Genomic DNA, 16,664 nt, shown 5'->3' with positions numbered 1-16,664 from the left:
GCCGGACACGGCGTAGCTCCCGTCCCCCGTGCGGGCTGTTTCCGACGGTAGCAGGACGGGGCGTGGTGCGTACCCGGGCAGGTGAGGCATGTCCAGGAGGTCGTGCCCATGCGCCGTACCGTGCTCGCCGTTCCCCGTGGCGCCGCCGCGGCGGCCCGCCACGCCGCCGCGCGGCGCCGGGGCGTGCTGGTCCTCCTCCTGGTGCTGGCCGCCTTCCTCGGCATGGCGCTCGAACCCTGCGCGGCGGCGGTGCGGGGTACGCCACCGCCCCCGCCCCTGACGGGATCGCGTGATCCCTCGGGCGACGGGCAGGGCGAGGTGCAGCAGGACACGGCCGACACGGAACAGGCCACGCCCGCCCGGATCCAGCGGGCCGGCCGCGCCAGGGTCGAGCCCCCGGCCCCGCTCGGCTCCCGCGCCGTGGAGCCCGCCCCGTACACCACGCCGTGCGGCCCCGCGGTGACCCCGCGCGTGCCGGGCTCCTCGCGTTGTGCGGTGCTGCGCTGCTGACAGGTGCGACGCACCGTCAGCAGCCGTTCCAGCACCGTCATCGACACATCGTGAGGACACCGCCATGCCTGTTGATCTCTTCGCCGCGCTCAGCGCCATGATCCGCGCCGAGGCCGCACGTGCCGACGAGTCGGCGTCCCGCCTGCGGGCCGTGGGCTCGGGAGGCTCGGGAGGACCGAGGGGGCGGGGAGCGGAGGCCGGACCGGTCGCCGAACCCGTCGCCGCGACGGCCGCCGCCACCTCGTCCGTTGTCACCTCGGCCGCCGCGTCGGGGACCGCGGAACCGGAGCGCGCCGAGCGCCCCGGCCGTGAGGACCTGAGGTAACCACCGCTCCGCGCCGAGCCGGTCGCGCCCGCGGGCACGACCGGCTCAGTCCCGTGCCGGGGCCGTGCTCTCCCGCTCGATCAGCCGGGGGAGCGGCACTTGTACGGTGCGGGCCGCGCCGCCGTCGAGCAGCGCGGCCAGTTCTCCGGCGGCGATCCGGCCGAAGGCGACCGAGTCCCGGGAGAGTGCCGTCAGCCACGGGCGCGCCAGCCGGCACAGCGCCGAGTCCTCCCAGGAGACGATCGAGACGTCGTCCGGGACACGGAGCCCGAGCCCCGTGGTGACCGCCGCGCCGGCCGCCGCCATCACATCGTTGTCGTAGATCAGCGCGGTCGGCGGGCGGGGCCCCGCCAGCACCCGGCGGGTCACCTCGCCGCCCTGGGTGTCGGAGTAGTCGGTGGTCAGCGAGCGCACCTCGGCCAGTCCGTACCGTTCGGCCTCGCCGCGCAGCGATCCGATGCGCCGTTCGGTGTGGGCGAGCGAGGACAGCCCCGCGATGTGCGCGATCCTGCGGTGGCCCAACTCGTGCAGCCGGCCCACGACGGCGGCCATCGCGCCCGCGTCGTCGGCCCGTACCTGGGACAGCCCGCGGTGCGGCGGGGCGCCCCCGCCCCCGCTCGCGTCGTCCCGCGTGCCGGGCAGCGCGCCGATGACGACGGCCGGAAGTCCCAGCTCATCGAGGAGACCGGGCCGCGGGTCGGCGGTCCTGGGGTCCACCATGAGGACACCGTCGACCCGGTGCTCGGCCCACCATCGGCGGTAGACCGCGCATTCGGCCTCCACGTCCTCCACCACCTGGAAGAGCAGGCCGAGTTGGCGATCTGACAGGATCTCCTGGATGCCGGAGATCAGTTGGAGAAAGAACGAGTCGACCCCGAGGGTCGCCGCGGGCCTGGCGAGCACCAGGCCGACCGTGGCGGAACCCTCGCCGGAGAGCGCGCGGGCCGCCGTGCTGGGCCGCCAGCCCAGCTGTTCGGCGACCCGGCGCACCCGGTCGCGGGTCACCTCGGAGACGCCGGGACGGTCATTGAGCGCGAAGGACACGGCGCTCTCCGAGACCCCGGCGCGCTGGGCGATGTCCTTCATCGTCGGGCGGCGCGCGGGGGTGCGCCTGGCCGTCGGGGTGTTCTTGGCCGACGGTCGGTTCACTGCCACCCGGGTCCCTCTCCGCAGGGGCTTCGCGGGCTCTTCCGGTCCGGCCGGACGAGCCAGGTGGACCCCGGACTAATGCGCTTGAGCACCAGCATTCTAAAGCGCATTAGTCATCACTGCAAGAAAGGCAAAATCGGGGCTCTGACCTGCTGGGTTGTCGGTCAGATCCACCTTTGCCGCAAAGATTCTGTTGACTTTCAGACAACTACATTGCAAGGTCTGCTGGACATCAGTGACCGGAGGCTCGCTCCCCCGGCCCGCAGTCCGCACGCCTGGTCCGAGCGAAGGAGCCGTTTCACCGTGCGTATCTCCCGAAGAGCAGTAGCCGTCGCCGCTGTTCTCGCCACCGTCCTGCCCCTCAGCGCCTGCGGAGGATCCGACGACGAGTCCTCGGACGCGTCCGGCGCGGTCAAGGGCGAGATCACCTTCCAGACCTGGAACCTCCAGGCCAACTTCAAGGACTACTTCAACGGAGTCATCAAGGACTTCGAGAAGGAGTACCCCGACACGAAGGTGAAGTGGGTCGACAGGCCGGCCGAGGGCTACGCGGACAAGCTCAGTGCGGACGCCGCGGGCGGCACGCTGCCCGACGTCGTCAACGTCTCGCCCGACCTGGTCACGCCGCTGGCGAAGGCCGGGCTCGCGCTGGACCTGGACAAGGACAAGACCTCGTCCGCGTTCAGCAAGGAGTATCTGCCGGGTGCCTGGAAGAGCCACCAGATACCGGGCATGGAAGGCACCTACGGCTTCCCCTGGTACCTGAACACCGGTCCGACCTTCTACAACAAGCGCCTCTTCAGCGAGGCCGGCCTCGACCCCGAGAAGCCGCCGACGACCTACGACCAGCTCTTCGAGGACGGCCTCAAGCTGGCCAAGCAGAGCGACGGCAAGATCGCCACCCTCGCCCAGGTGCCCACCGTCGAGGACTTCGGCCGCTACGGCGTCCAGTTGATGAACAAGGAAGGCACCGGATTCGCCTTCAACGACGCCAAGGGCGTCGAAATGCTCACCAACTACAAGAAGATGTTCGACAACAAGGCGCTCGACCCGCAGGCGCTCACCGCGACGCCCGAGAGCGCCGGCACCAAGTTCCTCACCGAGTCCGTCGCCATGAACCCGGGCAGCGCGTTCGACCTGGACAACTTCAAGAAGAACGCCCCGAACCTCTACAAGAACATCGGGATCACCGACCAGATCAGCAGCACCGGCAAGGTCAACATGTACGTCATGGGCGTCATGGTCAACGCGAAGACCAAGGAGAAGCCCGCCGCCGTGGCCTTCGCCCACTACGTCACCGACGCGACCCGCCAGATGTCCTTCGCCAAGCAGGTCGCCATCTTCCCGAGCACCAAGGGCTCCCTGGACGACCCGTACTTCACGAAGGAGGACGGCACGGACGAGACCCGGGTCCGTATCGCCGCCGCCAAGTCCCTGAAGAAGGCCGAGAACTACACGCCTGTCCTGTTCAGCGAGCAGATGAAGACCGAGCTGCGCAACCAGGTCGCGAAGGCGCTCCAGGGTAAGCAGAGCCCCCAGGAGGCGCTCGACCAGGCCGTGAAGGCCTGCGACCGCCTCCTCCAGCAGAGCTGAGAGCCGAGCCCCGCACCATGACACGCTCCACCGCCCCCAGGGCACTTCCCCCGGACCCCGCGGCGGGACCGCCGGTGGGATCAGGCGCCAACTGACCATCAGTCCCTGGCTGTTCGCAGCTCCGGGACTGCTGGTGATCGGCGCCTTCAGTCTCTATCCCTTCCTGAGCACCCTGATCAACTCGTTCACCGACAAGCGGACCCTGATACCCGGGAAGTACGTCGGCCTCGCCAACTTCCGTGAGCTGCTGCACGACGAGATGTTCTGGATCGGGCTGCGCAACAGCACGCTCTACATCGTCGGCGTCGTTCCCGCGCTGGTCCTGCTGCCGCTCCTGCTGGCCATGCTCGTCCAGCGGCACATCCCCGGCATCTCCTTCTTCCGCTCCGCCTTCTACACCCCGGTGGTCGCCTCGATCGTCGTGGTCGGGCTGATCTGGGTGTGGATGCTGGACGACCGGGGCCTGGTCAACTCGCTCCTGGAGACGGTGGGCATCGGCCGGATCGGCTTCCTCAGCGACCAGTGGCTGCTGCTGCTGAGCGCGATGGCCGTCACGGTCTGGAAGGGCCTCGGCTACTACATGATCATTTATCTGGCCGCGCTGGCGAACGTACCGCGCGAGCTGCACGAGGCCGCCGCGGTGGACGGCGCCGGAGCGATCCGGCGGTTCGTCACCGTCACCGTGCCCGCCGTCCGCTCCACCATGGTGCTGGTCGGCGCGCTCTCCTCGGTCTCCGCCTTCAAGGTCTTCTCCGAGGTCTATCTGATGGCGGGCCCCACCGGCGGCCCGGCAGGCGAGGACACCACGCTGGTGATGCTCGTCCAGCGGGTCGGCACCGGACTGAGCGGCCGGGTCGGCTACGCCTCCGCCATCTCCGTGGTCGTCTTCTGCGTCACGGTCGCCCTGATGCTGCTGGTGCTGCGCGCCGACCGCAAGGAGGACGCGTGAGCATCCCGCACGTCACCGACGCCGAGGGCCGCCGGGTCCCGCCCTGGCAGCTCGTGCTGCGCTACGCCCTGCTGCTCGCCGTACTGGCCCTGATGGTCGGTCCGTTCGTCTGGCAGCTGTCCACCTCGCTCAAGGGCCAGACGGAGGACATCTACAGCTCCCCGCCGTCGTTCTTCCCGAGCGATCCCACCCTGCACAACTACCGCCAGGTCGCGGACGTCATCCCCGTCTGGGAGTACGCGTTCAACTCCGTCAAGGTGGCCACTGCCAACGTTGTCACCAACTGCGTGGGCGCCGCGCTCGCCGGATACGCGCTGGCCCGGCTGCGCTACCGGGGACGCAAGGCGGCGACGCTCGCGTTCATCCTGGCGATGCTCGTCCCCGTCGAGGGCATCATCATCGCCCAGTTCACCACCATGCGGGACCTCGGTCTCAACAACACCCTCCTCGGTGTGCTGCTGCCCGGGTCCATCGGCGCGCTGAACGTCCTGCTGATGCGCAACGCCTTCCTCAACCTGCCGCAGGAGATCGAGGAAGCGGCCTTCGTGGACGGTGCCAATGTCTGGCAGCGGTTCCTGCGGATCGCGCTGCCCGCCGTCAAGGGGACCATCGCGGTGGTCGCGATCTTCTCCTTCATGGGCGCCTGGGACGACTTCCTCTGGCCGCTGATCGTGCTGAGCGATCCGGAGAACTTCACCCTGACCATCGGGCTCAACTATCTGCACGGCACGTTCGCGCAGAACCCCCGGCTGGTCGCCGCCGGCACCATCATCGCCGTGGCACCGCTCATCGTGCTCTTCGCCTGCCTCCAGAAGTACTTCTTCCGGGGCGTCGGCGAGGGCGCCGTCAAGGGCTGACCGCCGCACCCGCACCCCTTCGCCCGCCGGCCGTGAGAAACAGGAACGCTGTCCGTATGAGCCCCACCGCACCGCGCTTCGGCGTGAACTACACGCCCAGCCAGGGCTGGTTCCACCACTGGCTGGACTTCGACCTGGACGACGTACGCGCCGATCTGGACTCCATCGCCGGACTCGGGCTCGACCACATCCGGGTCTTCCCGCTCTGGCCGCTGTTCCAGCCCAACCGCACCCTGATCAGGCCCCGCGCCGTCGACCAGCTGGTCCAGCTCGCGGACGCCGCCGCCGAACGCGGTCTGGACGTCAACGTCGACGGGCTCCAGGGCCATCTGTCCAGCTTCGACTTCCTGCCCGCGTGGACGCAGACCTGGCACCGGCGCAACCTCTTCACTGACAACGATGTCGTCGCCGGACAGGCCACGTACCTCCGTACGCTGGCCGCCGCGCTCGCCGACCGGCCGAACTTCATCGGCATGACCATCGGCAACGAGATCAACCAGTTCTCCGGCCCGCCGCACCCCGACCCCGACCGCATCACCCCCGCGCAGGCGGACGCCTGGCTGCGCCGGCTGCTGGACGCCTGCGAGGAGGGGGCGCCCGGCAAGCTCCATCTGCACGCCGAGTACGACGCCGCCTGGTACCTGGACGACCACCCGTTCACCCCGGCGCAGGCGGCCCGGCTCGGCGGCGTCACCGCCGTGCACTCCTGGGTGTTCAACGGCACCGCCCAGCGCCACGGCCCCACCGCGAGCGCCACCGAGCACCACGCCGCGTACCTGATCGAGCTGGCCAAGGCGTGGGCGGCCGAACCCCACCGCCCGGTCTGGCTCCAGGAGGTCGGCGCCCCGGCGCCGCTGATCGCGCCCGAGCGCGCGGCCGCGTTCACCGAGGCGACCGTCGACAACGCGCTGGACTGCGCGGACGTCTGGGGCGTCACCTGGTGGTGCTCGCACGACGTCTCCCGCTCTCTCGCGGACTTCCCCGAGCTGGAGTACAGCCTCGGACTGCTCACCAACGACCGCGAGGTCAAACCGGCCGGCGAGGCCATCGCCCGGATCGTCGCCGACCGGCGCGCCCGCCCGTACGCGCCCGCGCCCCGCACCACCGCGCTCGCCGTCGACATCGGCGACGACGAGACCGGGCCCGCCCGGTCCACCTGTGCCCCCGGCGGGGCGTTCTTCGAGGCGTTCGCCCGGCTCACCGAGGCGGGCGTCCGGCCCGCGGCGGTCCTCGCGAGCAGGGCGGCGGACCAGGACCATCTCGCGGCCCGTGGTATCACCGAAGTAGTCCGTCCGCACCAGGTCCCGTAACCCCGGCCCGTACTCCGCGTACTCCGCGTACTCCGCGTCCACCGCACCCATACGTACCTCCGCACCTCAGGAGCACCCGCATGCACGATGACCGCAGCCTCGTCGAAGGCCGTCTCAAGCGAGTCCTCGACGAGCGCGTCCGGCCCGCCCTCTACCCCGAATCGATCCCGCTGGAGATCGCCGTCTGGAACGCGCCGGGCGAACCCGTACCCGTGGCCGAGGGGCTCGCGGGACCGGTCGAACCGGTGGCGGTCGGCGACCGGTGGGGCGCGCCCTGGGGGACCAGCTGGTTCCGGGTCTCCGGCACCGTCCCCGAGAAGTGGGCGGGCCGCACCGTCGAGGCGATCCTCGACCTCGGCTTCGACGAGAACATGCCGGGATTCCAGTGCGAGGGCCTCGTCTACCGGCCCGACGGCACCCCGGTCAAGGGCCTCAACCCGCGCAACCAGTGGGTCCGGATCGGTGCGCCCGTCGCCGGCGGCGAAGAGGTCCTGCTGCACATCGAGGCCGCCTCCAACCCGGTCATCCTCGACTACCACCCCTTCCTGCCGACCCGGTTGGGCGACAAGGAGACCGCGGGCAGCGAGCCGCAGTACACCCTGGCCCGGATGGACCTCGCGGTCTTCGACCAGACCGTCTGGGAGCTGATCCAGGACTTCGAGGTGCTCGGCGAGCTGATGGCCGAACTCCCCGTCGAGGGCGCCCGCCGCTGGGAGATCCTGCGCGCGATCAGCCGCGCGCTCGACGTCATCGACCTCCAGGACGTGAACGGCACCGCCGCCGCGGCCCGCGAGCAGCTCGCCGGGGCGCTCGCCAGCCCCGCCCCGGCCACCTCCCACCGCATCAGCGCGGTCGGCCACGCGCACATCGACTCCGCCTGGCTGTGGCCGCTGCGCGAGACCGTCCGCAAGGTCGCCCGTACGACGGCCAACATGACGGCGCTGCTGGAGGACGAGCCCGAGTTCGTCTTCGCGATGTCCCAGGCGCAGCAGTTCGCCTGGATCAAGGAGCACCGCCCCGAGGTCTACGCCAAGGTCAAGAAGGCCGTGGCCGAGGGCCGGTTCGTACCGGCCGGCGGCATGTGGGTCGAGTCCGACACCAACATGCCGGGCTCCGAGGCGATGGCCCGTCAGTTCGTGCACGGCAAGCGGTTCTTCCTCGACGAGTTCGGCATCGAGAACGACGAGGCGTGGCTGCCGGACACCTTCGGCTTCGCCGCCGGACTGCCGCAGATCATCAAGGCCGCCGGTTCCAAGTGGCTGCTCACCCAGAAGATCTCCTGGTCCACGATCAACAAGTTCCCGCACCACACGTTCGACTGGGAAGGCATCGACGGCACCCGGATCTTCACGCACTTCCCGCCCGTCGACACCTACAACTGCTCCATGACCGGCGAGCAGATGGCCCACGCCGCGAAGAACTTCAAGGAGAAGGGCGTGGCCCGGCACTCGCTGGCGCCCACCGGCTGGGGCGACGGCGGCGGCGGCACCACCCGCGAGATGATCGCCAAGTCGGCGCGGCTGAAGAACCTCGAAGGCTCCGCCACCGTCGAGTGGGAGGCGCCCGCCGCGTTCTTCGCCAAGGCGGAGGCCGAGTACCCGAACCCGCCGGTCTGGGTCGGCGAGCTGTACCTGGAGCTGCACCGCGCCACGCTCACCAGCCAGGCGAAGACCAAGCAGGGCAACCGGCGCAGCGAACACCTCCTGCGCGAGGCCGAGCTGTGGGCCGCCACCGCCGCCGTGCGGACCGGCGCGGCCTACCCGTACGAGGACCTCGACCGGATCTGGAAGACGGTGCTGCTGCACCAGTTCCACGACATCCTGCCCGGCTCCTCGATCGCGTGGGTGCACCGCGAGGCCGCGAAGACCTACGCGGGCCTCGCCGCCGAGCTGAACGCCATCGTCGACACCGCGCAGCGCGCCCTGGCCGGTGACGCCTCCGGCGCCACGGAGCTGGTCTTCAACTCCGCCCCGCACGCGCGCGGCGGCGTCCCGGCCGGCGCCGCGGGACCGGCCGCAGCGGTCGCGGGCGTGGAGCTGACGCCGCGCGAGGGCGGTGGGTACGCGCTGAGCAACGGGCTGCTGGAGGTCGAGATCGACGGCCGCGGCCTGGTGGTCTCGGCGTACGACATCAGCGCGGAGCGCGAGACCGTCGCCCCGGGCGAGGCCGCCAACCTGCTCCAGGTCCACCCCGACTTCCCCAACCAGTGGGACGCCTGGGACGTCGACGCGTTCTACCGCAACACCGTCACCGACCTCACGGACCTCGACGAACTCGCCCCGGTGGCGGGCGGCGTCCGGGTCGTCCGCACCTTCGGCGACTCGCGCGTCACCCAGCTGCTCACCCTCGCGCCGGGCGCCAAGCGGCTCGACATCGACACCGAGGTCGACTGGCACGAGACCGAGAAGTTCCTCAAGGCGGCCTTCCCGCTGGACATCCACGCCGAGCGGTACGCCTCGGAGACCCAGTTCGGCCACGTCTACCGCGCCACGCACACCAACACCAGCTGGGAGACGGCCAAGTTCGAGGCGTGCAACCACCGCTTCGTCCATCTGGAGGAGCCCGGCTGGGGGGTCGCGCTGGTCAACGACTCGACGTACGGACACGATGTGACCCGTACGGTCCGCGCCGCCGACGGCGGTACGACCACCACCGTCCGCGTCTCCCTGCTGCGCGCCCCGCGCTTTCCCGACCCGGAGACCGACCAGGGCGTCCACCGCTTCCACCATGCCCTGGCCCCCGGCGCGGCGATCGGTGACGCGGTCCGCGAGGGATACCGCATCAACCTGCCCGAGCGCCGGATCACCGGCGCGGACACGGCCGTCGCTCCGCTGGTCGGCGTCGACAACGACGCCGTCGTGGTGAGCGCGGTCAAGCTCGCCGACGACGGCAGCGGGGATCTGGTCGTCCGGTTCTACGAGTCGACCGGCGGCCGGGCCAGGGCCCGCGTCGACCTCGGCTTCGAGGCCACCGCCCTCGCCGTGACCGACCTGCTGGAACGCCCGCTCGCGGACACCGAGCCCCCGGTGCTCGACGGCGGGACGGTCGGGCTCTCGCTGCGCCCGTTCGAGCTGATCACTCTGCGGCTGAGCCGCGGCTGACGGTCCGTCCAGGCGAGCCAGGAGGCGGGCGCCCCGGCCCGGGGTGGCCGCCTCCTGGCACGGGGCGGCCTCTCACTTGCTCAGTACGTTGGCCCCGATGATGAACAGTCCGAGCAGCATGTCCACCCCGCCGACCCGGCACGCGGCCCCCCGGCCCCGGCCCGCGACCCGCGCGGCCCAGTAGCCCCAGCCGAACAGGGCGAGCGTGTTGAGGGCGAGCGCGACGTCGATCGCGGCCCCCTCGTCCCACCACCCGGCGTACGCGCCGAGCAGCGCCGCCACCGTCGGCAGGACCGCGCCCAGCAGCGGCCACTCGGCCGGCACGGAGCGCGCGGTGCTGGCGGTGACGCCCGTCCGCTCCGCCGTCTGCCGGGCGATCGTATGGGCGTAGCCGTGGGCCGCCGCCGACGCCAGCGCGGCCAGCAGCACCCACACCGCGTCGTACCCGGGGGCCTCGGGGCCGCCGTCGTGGTCCAGGGCCGCCGCCAGGGCGCTGGCCAGGACCGTGCCGTAGACCCCGCCGAACAGCAGCCGCTGCAGGCGTTCGGCGCGTTCGGCGGTCCCTTCGTGATCGCGCAAAGTACCGCCTCCCGGGGCGAACGAATCATTCCGCTCCGGGAGATGTAACAGCACACAGCGCGGATCCCCGGGCAACGACGCCGTGCGCGCCGTCCCCGGGGATCCGCCCCGCTGAAAGAATTTCCGGACCGTGCGGTCCGCTCACTCCTCGACGAGCATCCCCGAGCGCAGCCGGGCGATGATGCGGTTCAGCAGCCGCGACACATGCATCTGCGAGACGCCCAGCTCGGCGCCGATCTGCGACTGGGTCATCTCCCGGCCGAAGCGCATCTCCACGATGCCGCGCTCGCGCTCGTCCAGCTGCTCCAGCAGCGGGGCCAGGGCGTGCAGGTTCTCGACCTTCTCCATCGCGGGGTCCGCCTCGCCCAGCACATCGGCGAAGGTACGGCCACCGCCGCCCGTGCCGCCCTCGTCACCCGCGGGCATGTCCAGCGAGCCGGCGGTGTAGCCGTTGGTGGCGACCAGGCCCTCGACGACCTCTTCCTCCGTGATGCCGAGCAGCTCGGAGAGTTCCTTGACGGTCGGGTCCCGGTCCAGCGAGCTGGCCAGGTGCTCCTTGGCCTTCGCCAGCTCGACGCGCAGCTCCTGCAGGCGGCGCGGCACGTGGACGGCCCAGCTGGTGTCGCGGAAGAAGCGCTTGATCTCGCCGACGATGTAGGGGACCGCGAAGGAGGTGAACTCGACTTCACGCGAGAGGTCGAACCGGTCGATGGCCTTGATCAGCCCGATCGTGCCGACCTGGAGGATGTCCTCCATGTCGCCGCCGCCCCGGTTGCGGAAGCGGCCCGCGGCGAACCGGACGAGCGACTGGTTCATCTCGATGAGCGTGTTGCGCGCGTACTGGTACTCGTGCGTGCCCTCTTCGAGGACCTGGAGCTGGTCGAAGAAGAGCTTCGACAGAGCCCGCGCGTCCTTCGGCGCGACCCGGCTCGGGTCCTCGATATACGGCAGGGCTTCGACGGGTGCTGTCGAACCGCGGGTCAGGACGCCCTCCGCCTGCTCCACCTCGGCAGCACGCACAGTTGTGGTCGTCATGACTTCACTCCTCCATCGGGGTGGACCGTTCAAGGTGCGCTTCTGCCCCCCTTTCGACGGCCCATGCGTGATTCTCTCACTCGCTCTCGAAGTTCAGGTTTTCGTACCGCCGCGGCCAGGGCGCAGAGCGCCGAGAGCGCGCAGATCACGGCACTGATCAGCAGCCAGCGCCCCAGGAACACATCCGGGTCCAGACCGGTGGCCTCCTGGTAGGGACCCGGGGCGCGCAGCACCAACGGCCAGTACACCAGCAGCATCAGGAGGGAGAGGAAGACGGGCACGCGTACGTAGGGGACGCCCGTACGGGCCAGTGGCCGCCCCCGCCGCCGCGCCGCCGCCTGCAGGGCACGGTCCCCGAGCGTGTACAGCGGTACGAGCACCAGATCGTGCAGGAGCGCCGCGCCCGCGAACCAGATCAGGATCGCGACCCACTCGCCCCGCAGCAGCCGCACCCCCGCGTAGCCGCAGAGCGCGAAGGAGGCCAGCAGGAGCAGCAGCACGCGGGGCGAGCCCAGGGGCATCCGTCGCCCGAACCCGCCGAACCGCCTCCTGCGCCGCCTCGTTCCGCCCGTCACGTGGGCCATGTCGACTCCCCGAAGTTCAGCTGCCGCACCCACTTGGTGTTCATCACGCCCGGCGCGCCCGGCACGATGACCCGGGCCGGATAGCCGTGATCGGGCGACAGGTCGGCGCCGTTGACGCGCAGCGCGAGCAGCGAGCGCGGGTCGCGGACCTGCTCCGCGCTGAGCGCGACCATGCGGAACGAGCCCTGCCGCTGGACCGACTCCACGAACACGGCGGGCGGCGCGTCGCCCAGCCCGACCAGGGCGGCGAGATCGGCCAGCCGCACGCCCTCCCACTCCTGGTCGGAGGTGGACCAGCCCTCCACACAGGCGATGGGCAGCGCCGCCGTGTGCCGGGGCAGCCGCGCCACCTGCGGCCGGGTCAGTACGGACCGCCGGGCACCGCCCCGTACGGTCAGCCGCCAGTCGGGGCCGATGTCGCGCTCCTGGATCCGCGCCGAGCGCATCCCCTTGTTGATCTGAAACCCGTTCGGGCCGCTGCCCGGATCACGCCCGTGCGGCGCCAGCAGCGCCGTACCGCGCAGCGAACCGCCGATGCTCTGACCCGCCGTCACCACGAACAGCGTCAGCGAGCCGAGCCCGACCATCGCCAGCGCCCCGCGCCGGGAGGTGGTCGGCGGAGCCGGATCCCGGGGGACCAGCCCGGTCGCGTCCGGCAGCTCGGGCCGGGTGCGCGCGGCCGGGGTCCGCAGCTCGGTCCGCAGATCGCGCGGGTCCCGCAGGCTGCGGCGGCGCAGCGTCCTCACCGTACGCGGCAGCCGCAGCGCGACATGCGCGAGGAACGCGCCGATGAACACCCAGGCCCCGTAGAAGTGCAGCGGATAGAACGAGCCGGGGAAGAGGTACTGCAACTGGACGTTGAGCACACCGGTCACGAACTCGAAGAGCGCCCCGCCGACGAGCAGCAGCAGCGACAGCCGCTCCAGACCGTGGACCACCGAGCGGACCGGCGGCAGCTCGAAGAGCTTCGGCACCACCGACCACAGCTTGGCGAGCAGCACCGGTACGAGCACGATGCCGAGCGTCACGTGCACGCCCTGCGTGAGGCGGTAGAGCCAGTAGGGATGGGTGGGCCAGGAGAAGAGGTAGAAGCCGAGCAGCCCCTTGTCCGGCGTCTTGTCGTTGACCGGCGTCAGCTCCGGGTTGTACGCGGCGTACGACAGCAGACCCGTCACGAACAGGACGGGGATGCCCACCAGCAGCGCCACCGCGAAGACCGAGGTCAGCCACGGCCCGCGCAGAGGGCTGCGCCACCGGGGGAGAAAGCGGGTGAAAACATTCACGCGCCCGACCGTAGGCCCCGTCCGGCACGGCGGCCCGGCGCCGCGCGGTGGAGGCCGTATCGTCGGCCGCGTCGCTGCCCGCACCCGGAAGGAGCCCCCGCCCATGGTCGCCGAACCGCTGTCGCGCGATGAGGCCGAGGAGCGGTTGCGACCGCTGTCCGGCTGGTCGATCCAGGACGGGCGCGTCACCCGCACCTACCGCCTGGGCACGCACGTCGCCGCCGTCGCCCTGGTGGTCCACATCGCGCAGATCCAGGAGGAGCTGAACCACCACTCCGAACTGACCCTCGGCTACAGCACCGTCTCCCTGGCCGTCTCCACCCACGACGCGGGCGGCGCCGTCACCGGGCTGGACATCGCGCTGGCCGAGCGCGTCGAGTCGGTCGCCGGGGCGCACGGAGCGCACTGACCCGGCGCCCAGGGCGTGTCCGCGAAGGAGCGCCCTCCACCCGTCGATCAGGCGGGACGGTGCGGACACGCCACGGCGGCGCCGGGCTCAGTTGACCTCGGCCGGATCAGCGCGGCGCCGGGCTCAGTTGACCTCGGCCGGGTGGGAGCCGATGCGCCGGCCCTCGTCGAGCGCGGCGAACGCCGCCAGGTCGTCGGCGTCCAGCTCGAAGCCGAAGACGTCGATGTTCTCCTGGATCCGGGACGGGGTCACGGACTTGGGAATCACCACGTTCCCCAGCTGGAGGTGCCAGCGCAGCACCACCTGCGCCGGGCTGCGGCCGTGCTTGCGGGCGATCGCCACCACGGTCGGGACCTCCAGCAGGCCCTTGCCCTGGCCCAGCGGCGACCAGGCCTCGGTGAGGATGGAGCGCTCCGCGTGGAGGGCGCGCGACTCGGCCTGCTGGAGCTGCGGGTGCAGCTCGATCTGGTTGACGGCGGGGACCACGGAGGTCTCGCCGAGCAGCCGCTCCAGATGCTCGGGAAGGAAGTTCGAGACGCCGATGGCCTTGGCGCGGCCGTCGGCGAGGATCTTCTCGAACGCCTTGTACGTGTCGACGTACGTGTCCGCGGCCGGCTTCGGCCAGTGGATGAGATACAGGTCGACGTAGTCGAGGCCGAGCTTGTCCAGCGACACGTCGAAGGCGCGCAGCGTCGAGTCGTACCCCTGGTCGCCGTTCCACAGCTTGGTGGTGACGAAGAGGTCCTCCCGCGCTATCCCGGACTGCGCGAGGGCCTTGCCCGTGCCCTCTTCGTTGCCGTAGATGGCGGCGGTGTCGACGCTGCGGTACCCGGCCTCCAGAGCGGTGGCGACCGCCTTCGTCGCCTCGGCGTCGGGCACCTGCCAGACGCCGAAGCCGAGCTGGGGCATCGTGGTGCCGTTGTTGAGAGTGAGGGTGGGGACCTTGCTCACGAGCGGTCGATCCTAACGTCGTCGGTTGCTTCTCGATGGTCCAACGGTCTCGGGGGCGGCCGGATTCCCCGCCACCCCCACCGTCATCGTTTCCCCCGTGGCCCGGGACAATGCGTCAGCGGTAGAGCGCGTCCACCTCGACGCTGTACGCCTCCTCTATCGCCCGGCGCTTCAGCTTCAGGGACGGCGTCAGCAACCCGTCCTCCTCGCTGAAGGGATGGGCCAGGATCCGGAAGGTACGGATCGACTCGGCCTGGGACACCGCCGTGTTGGCGGCCACCACCGCGCGTCTGATCTCCTGCTCCAGATCCCGGTCCCGCACCAGCTCCACGGGGGGCAGCCGCGGTCTGCCCCGGATGGCGAGCCAGTGCTCCACGGCCTCCGGGTCCACGGTCACCAGCGCCGCGATGTACGGCCGGTCGTTGCCGACGACGATGCACTGGGCCACCAGCGGATGCGTCCGCACCCGCTCCTCCAGCGCCATGGGCGCCACGCTCTTGCCGCCCGAGGTGACCAGGATCTCCTTCTTCCGCCCGGTGATCGTGAGATAGCCGTCCTCGTCCAGCGCCCCGAGGTCGCCGGTGGCCAGCCAGCCGTCGCGCAGCACCGCGCGGGTGGCCCCCGGGTCGTCCAGGTACCCGGCGAAGACCTGCCCGCCGCGCAGCCACACCTCGCCGTCTGCCGCGATACGTACCGAGGTGCCGGGGATCGGCTGCCCGACCGTGCCGTACCGGGCCAGCCCGGGTGGATTGGCGGTGGCCGCCGCGCACGACTCGGTCAGCCCGTACCCCTCGTACACGCTGACTCCCGCGCCCGCGAGGAACAGCCCGAGCCGCCGGTCCATCGCGCTGCCCCCGGACATGGCGTGCCCGACCCTGCCGCCCAGCGCGGCGCGCACCTTGCCGTAGACGGCCTTGTCGAAGAACCGGTGGCGCATCCGCAGCCCGGCGGACGGCCCGGGGCCGAGGCCGAACACGCGCTGCTCGACCGCCTCCGCGTAACGCACCGCCACCTCCACCGCCTTGTCGAAGACCGCGGCCCTGCCCTCCGTCTCGGCCTTGCGTCGCGCCGCGTGGTAGAGCTTCTCGAAGATGTACGGCACGGCCAGGACGAAGCTCGGCCGGAACGCGGCCAGATCGGGCAGCAGCTCGCTCGCCCGCATGATCGGCTGATGGCCCAGCTTGACCCGGCCCCGGATCGCCGCGACCTCGATCATCCGGCCGAAGACGTGCGAGAGCGGCAGGAACAGCAGCGTGGACGCCTCGTCGCCGGGGGCGCCGCGGAAGACCGGCTCCCAGTGCGCCAGGACCGTATCGGTCTCGAACATGAAGTGGGAGTGGGTGAGCACGCACCCCTTGGGGCGGCCGGTGGTGCCCGAGGTGTAGATCACCGTGGCGACGGAGTCCGGGGTGACGGCCCTGCGGTGCCGGTGCACCGTCTCGTCGTCGAGCCCGGCACCCGCCGCGAACAGCTCCTCCAGGGCCCCGGCGTCCAGCTGCCAGAGCCGGTCGAGCCGGGGCAGCCGGTCGATCACCGAGCCGACGGTCATCGCGTGGTCCCCGTGCTCGACCAGACAGGCCGAGACCTCGGCGTCGTGCAGGATCCAGTGGACCTGCTCGGCGGAGGAGGTCGGATAGACGGGTACGGGCCGGGCGCCGACGCTCCACAGCGCGAAGTCGAAGAGCGTCCACTCGTAACGGGTACGGGACATGATCGCGACCCGGTCGCCGAACCGTACGCCGTGCGCCAGCAGCCCCTTGGCCAGCGCGAGGACCTCGTCACGGAAGCCCGCCGAGGTCACGTCGTGCCAGTGGCCCTCCTCGTCCTTGCGGCCGAGCGCGACCCGCCCGGGGTCGGAGCGGGCATGGTCGAAGACCACGTCCGCGAGCCCGCCCACGTGCGGGGCGGCCGGCAGAGGGGGGACGGTGAACTCGCGCAATGACTCGCTCCTTGTGGCCGCTCCGCACAGCCCGGTGACGGTACCGCGAGACCATCTCACCCCGGAGTAATCCCATGTGGGGGAAGTTCC

15 protein-coding genes are annotated in these 16,664 nt (G+C 71.1%); 8 read left to right on the top strand and 7 right to left on the bottom strand.

Features of this window, described 5'->3' with window-relative positions; genetic code table 11:
* Nucleotides 1-108: 108 nt before the first annotated feature.
* Nucleotides 109-510: a hypothetical protein gene (locus tag DVH02_RS20120; RefSeq protein ID WP_114625219.1), complete on the top strand. Its 402-nt coding sequence runs from the start codon at nucleotides 109-111 to the stop codon at nucleotides 508-510.
* 64 nt (nucleotides 511-574) lie between these two features.
* Nucleotides 575-835, top strand: coding sequence for a hypothetical protein (locus tag DVH02_RS20115; RefSeq protein WP_114625218.1), 261 nt, complete (start codon nucleotides 575-577; stop codon nucleotides 833-835).
* Between the two features lie 45 nt (nucleotides 836-880).
* Here DVH02_RS20115 and DVH02_RS20110 read toward each other — a convergent pair whose 3' ends face one another.
* A complete protein-coding gene (locus DVH02_RS20110) occupies nucleotides 881-1,921 on the bottom strand; it encodes a LacI family DNA-binding transcriptional regulator (RefSeq protein ID WP_114625224.1) in 1,041 nt (346 codons plus the stop codon).
* Between the two features lie 366 nt (nucleotides 1,922-2,287).
* On the opposite strand from DVH02_RS20110, the gene DVH02_RS20105 reads away from it, so the two are divergent.
* The 5 genes from DVH02_RS20105 to DVH02_RS20085 all read left to right on the top strand — a co-directional run bounded on the left by DVH02_RS20105 (nucleotide 2,288) and on the right by DVH02_RS20085 (nucleotide 9,794).
* Nucleotides 2,288-3,577: an ABC transporter substrate-binding protein gene (locus tag DVH02_RS20105; RefSeq protein WP_114625217.1), complete on the top strand. Its 1,290-nt coding sequence runs from the start codon at nucleotides 2,288-2,290 to the stop codon at nucleotides 3,575-3,577.
* A 79-nt stretch (nucleotides 3,578-3,656) separates the two neighbouring features.
* Complete coding sequence (locus DVH02_RS20100) at nucleotides 3,657-4,526, top strand: carbohydrate ABC transporter permease (protein WP_114625216.1); 870 nt, start codon at nucleotides 3,657-3,659, stop codon at nucleotides 4,524-4,526.
* Nucleotides 4,523-5,383 carry a carbohydrate ABC transporter permease gene (locus tag DVH02_RS20095; protein WP_199566351.1) on the top strand — a complete coding sequence of 287 codons (861 nt, stop codon included), beginning with the start codon at nucleotides 4,523-4,525 and terminating at the stop codon, nucleotides 5,381-5,383. The genes DVH02_RS20100 and DVH02_RS20095 overlap by 4 nt, the downstream gene beginning before the upstream one ends.
* A gap of 56 nt (nucleotides 5,384-5,439) precedes the next feature.
* Nucleotides 5,440-6,693 (top strand): glycoside hydrolase 5 family protein, encoded by a 1,254-nt coding sequence (locus DVH02_RS20090; RefSeq protein WP_114625215.1) that lies wholly within the window; start codon nucleotides 5,440-5,442, stop codon nucleotides 6,691-6,693.
* Nucleotides 6,694-6,773: 80 nt separating this feature from the next.
* A complete protein-coding gene (locus DVH02_RS20085) occupies nucleotides 6,774-9,794 on the top strand; it encodes an alpha-mannosidase (RefSeq protein ID WP_114625214.1) in 3,021 nt (1,006 codons plus the stop codon).
* Nucleotides 9,795-9,866: 72 nt separating this feature from the next.
* Here the strand turns inward: DVH02_RS20085 and DVH02_RS20080 are convergent, their stop codons facing one another.
* The 4 genes from DVH02_RS20080 to DVH02_RS20065 all read right to left on the bottom strand — a co-directional run bounded on the left by DVH02_RS20080 (nucleotide 9,867) and on the right by DVH02_RS20065 (nucleotide 13,380).
* Entirely contained in the window at nucleotides 9,867-10,373 is a 507-nt protein-coding gene (locus DVH02_RS20080) for a hypothetical protein (protein ID WP_233518339.1), read from the bottom strand.
* 141 nt (nucleotides 10,374-10,514) lie between these two features.
* Nucleotides 10,515-11,408: a SigB/SigF/SigG family RNA polymerase sigma factor gene (locus DVH02_RS20075; protein WP_114625213.1), complete on the bottom strand. Its 894-nt coding sequence runs from the start codon at nucleotides 11,406-11,408 to the stop codon at nucleotides 10,515-10,517.
* Nucleotides 11,409-11,437: 29 nt separating this feature from the next.
* Nucleotides 11,438-11,992 carry a hypothetical protein gene (locus DVH02_RS20070; protein WP_407697650.1) on the bottom strand — a complete coding sequence of 185 codons (555 nt, stop codon included), beginning with the start codon at nucleotides 11,990-11,992 and terminating at the stop codon, nucleotides 11,438-11,440.
* Nucleotides 11,980-13,380: a molybdopterin-dependent oxidoreductase gene (locus DVH02_RS20065; RefSeq protein ID WP_114625212.1), complete on the bottom strand. Its 1,401-nt coding sequence runs from the start codon at nucleotides 13,378-13,380 to the stop codon at nucleotides 11,980-11,982. The genes DVH02_RS20070 and DVH02_RS20065 overlap by 13 nt, the downstream gene beginning before the upstream one ends.
* Between DVH02_RS20065 and DVH02_RS20060 the strand changes: the two genes are divergently transcribed.
* Complete coding sequence (locus tag DVH02_RS20060) at nucleotides 13,379-13,684, top strand: 4a-hydroxytetrahydrobiopterin dehydratase (RefSeq protein WP_114625211.1); 306 nt, start codon at nucleotides 13,379-13,381, stop codon at nucleotides 13,682-13,684. The genes DVH02_RS20065 and DVH02_RS20060 overlap by 2 nt on opposite strands.
* A gap of 123 nt (nucleotides 13,685-13,807) precedes the next feature.
* Here DVH02_RS20060 and DVH02_RS20055 read toward each other — a convergent pair whose 3' ends face one another.
* Nucleotides 13,808-14,635, bottom strand: a complete 828-nt coding sequence (locus DVH02_RS20055; RefSeq protein WP_114625210.1) for an aldo/keto reductase — start codon at nucleotides 14,633-14,635, stop codon at nucleotides 13,808-13,810.
* A 115-nt stretch (nucleotides 14,636-14,750) separates the two neighbouring features.
* Nucleotides 14,751-16,574: an AMP-dependent synthetase/ligase gene (locus DVH02_RS20050; RefSeq protein ID WP_199566350.1), complete on the bottom strand. Its 1,824-nt coding sequence runs from the start codon at nucleotides 16,572-16,574 to the stop codon at nucleotides 14,751-14,753.
* Between the last annotated feature and the right edge of the window lie 90 nt (nucleotides 16,575-16,664).

Source organism: Streptomyces corynorhini (genome assembly GCF_003346515.1).
GTDB lineage: Bacteria > Actinomycetota > Actinomycetes > Streptomycetales > Streptomycetaceae > Streptomyces > Streptomyces corynorhini.
The sequence above is the reverse complement of the archived record's forward strand: the minus strand, read 5'-3'. Positions and strand labels throughout refer to the sequence as shown.

Excerpts from the sequence above, each read along its gene's own strand:
- DVH02_RS20115 (WP_114625218.1), top strand. The coding sequence starts at position 575 with ATGCCTGTTGATCTCTTCGCCGCGCTCAGCGCCATGATCCGCGCCGAG.
- DVH02_RS20120 (WP_114625219.1), top strand. The coding sequence starts at position 109 with ATGCGCCGTACCGTGCTCGCCGTTCCCCGTGGCGCCGCCGCGGCGGCC.
- DVH02_RS20060 (WP_114625211.1), top strand. The coding sequence starts at position 13,379 with ATGGTCGCCGAACCGCTGTCGCGCGATGAGGCCGAGGAGCGGTTGCGA.
- DVH02_RS20070 (WP_407697650.1), bottom strand. The coding sequence starts at position 11,992 with ATGGCCCACGTGACGGGCGGAACGAGGCGGCGCAGGAGGCGGTTCGGC.
- DVH02_RS20065 (WP_114625212.1), bottom strand. The coding sequence starts at position 13,380 with ATGGGCGGGGGCTCCTTCCGGGTGCGGGCAGCGACGCGGCCGACGATA.
- DVH02_RS20090 (WP_114625215.1), top strand. The coding sequence starts at position 5,440 with ATGAGCCCCACCGCACCGCGCTTCGGCGTGAACTACACGCCCAGCCAG.
- DVH02_RS20110 (WP_114625224.1), bottom strand. The coding sequence starts at position 1,921 with ATGAAGGACATCGCCCAGCGCGCCGGGGTCTCGGAGAGCGCCGTGTCC.
- DVH02_RS20085 (WP_114625214.1), top strand. The coding sequence starts at position 6,774 with ATGCACGATGACCGCAGCCTCGTCGAAGGCCGTCTCAAGCGAGTCCTC.
- DVH02_RS20075 (WP_114625213.1), bottom strand. The coding sequence starts at position 11,408 with ATGACGACCACAACTGTGCGTGCTGCCGAGGTGGAGCAGGCGGAGGGC.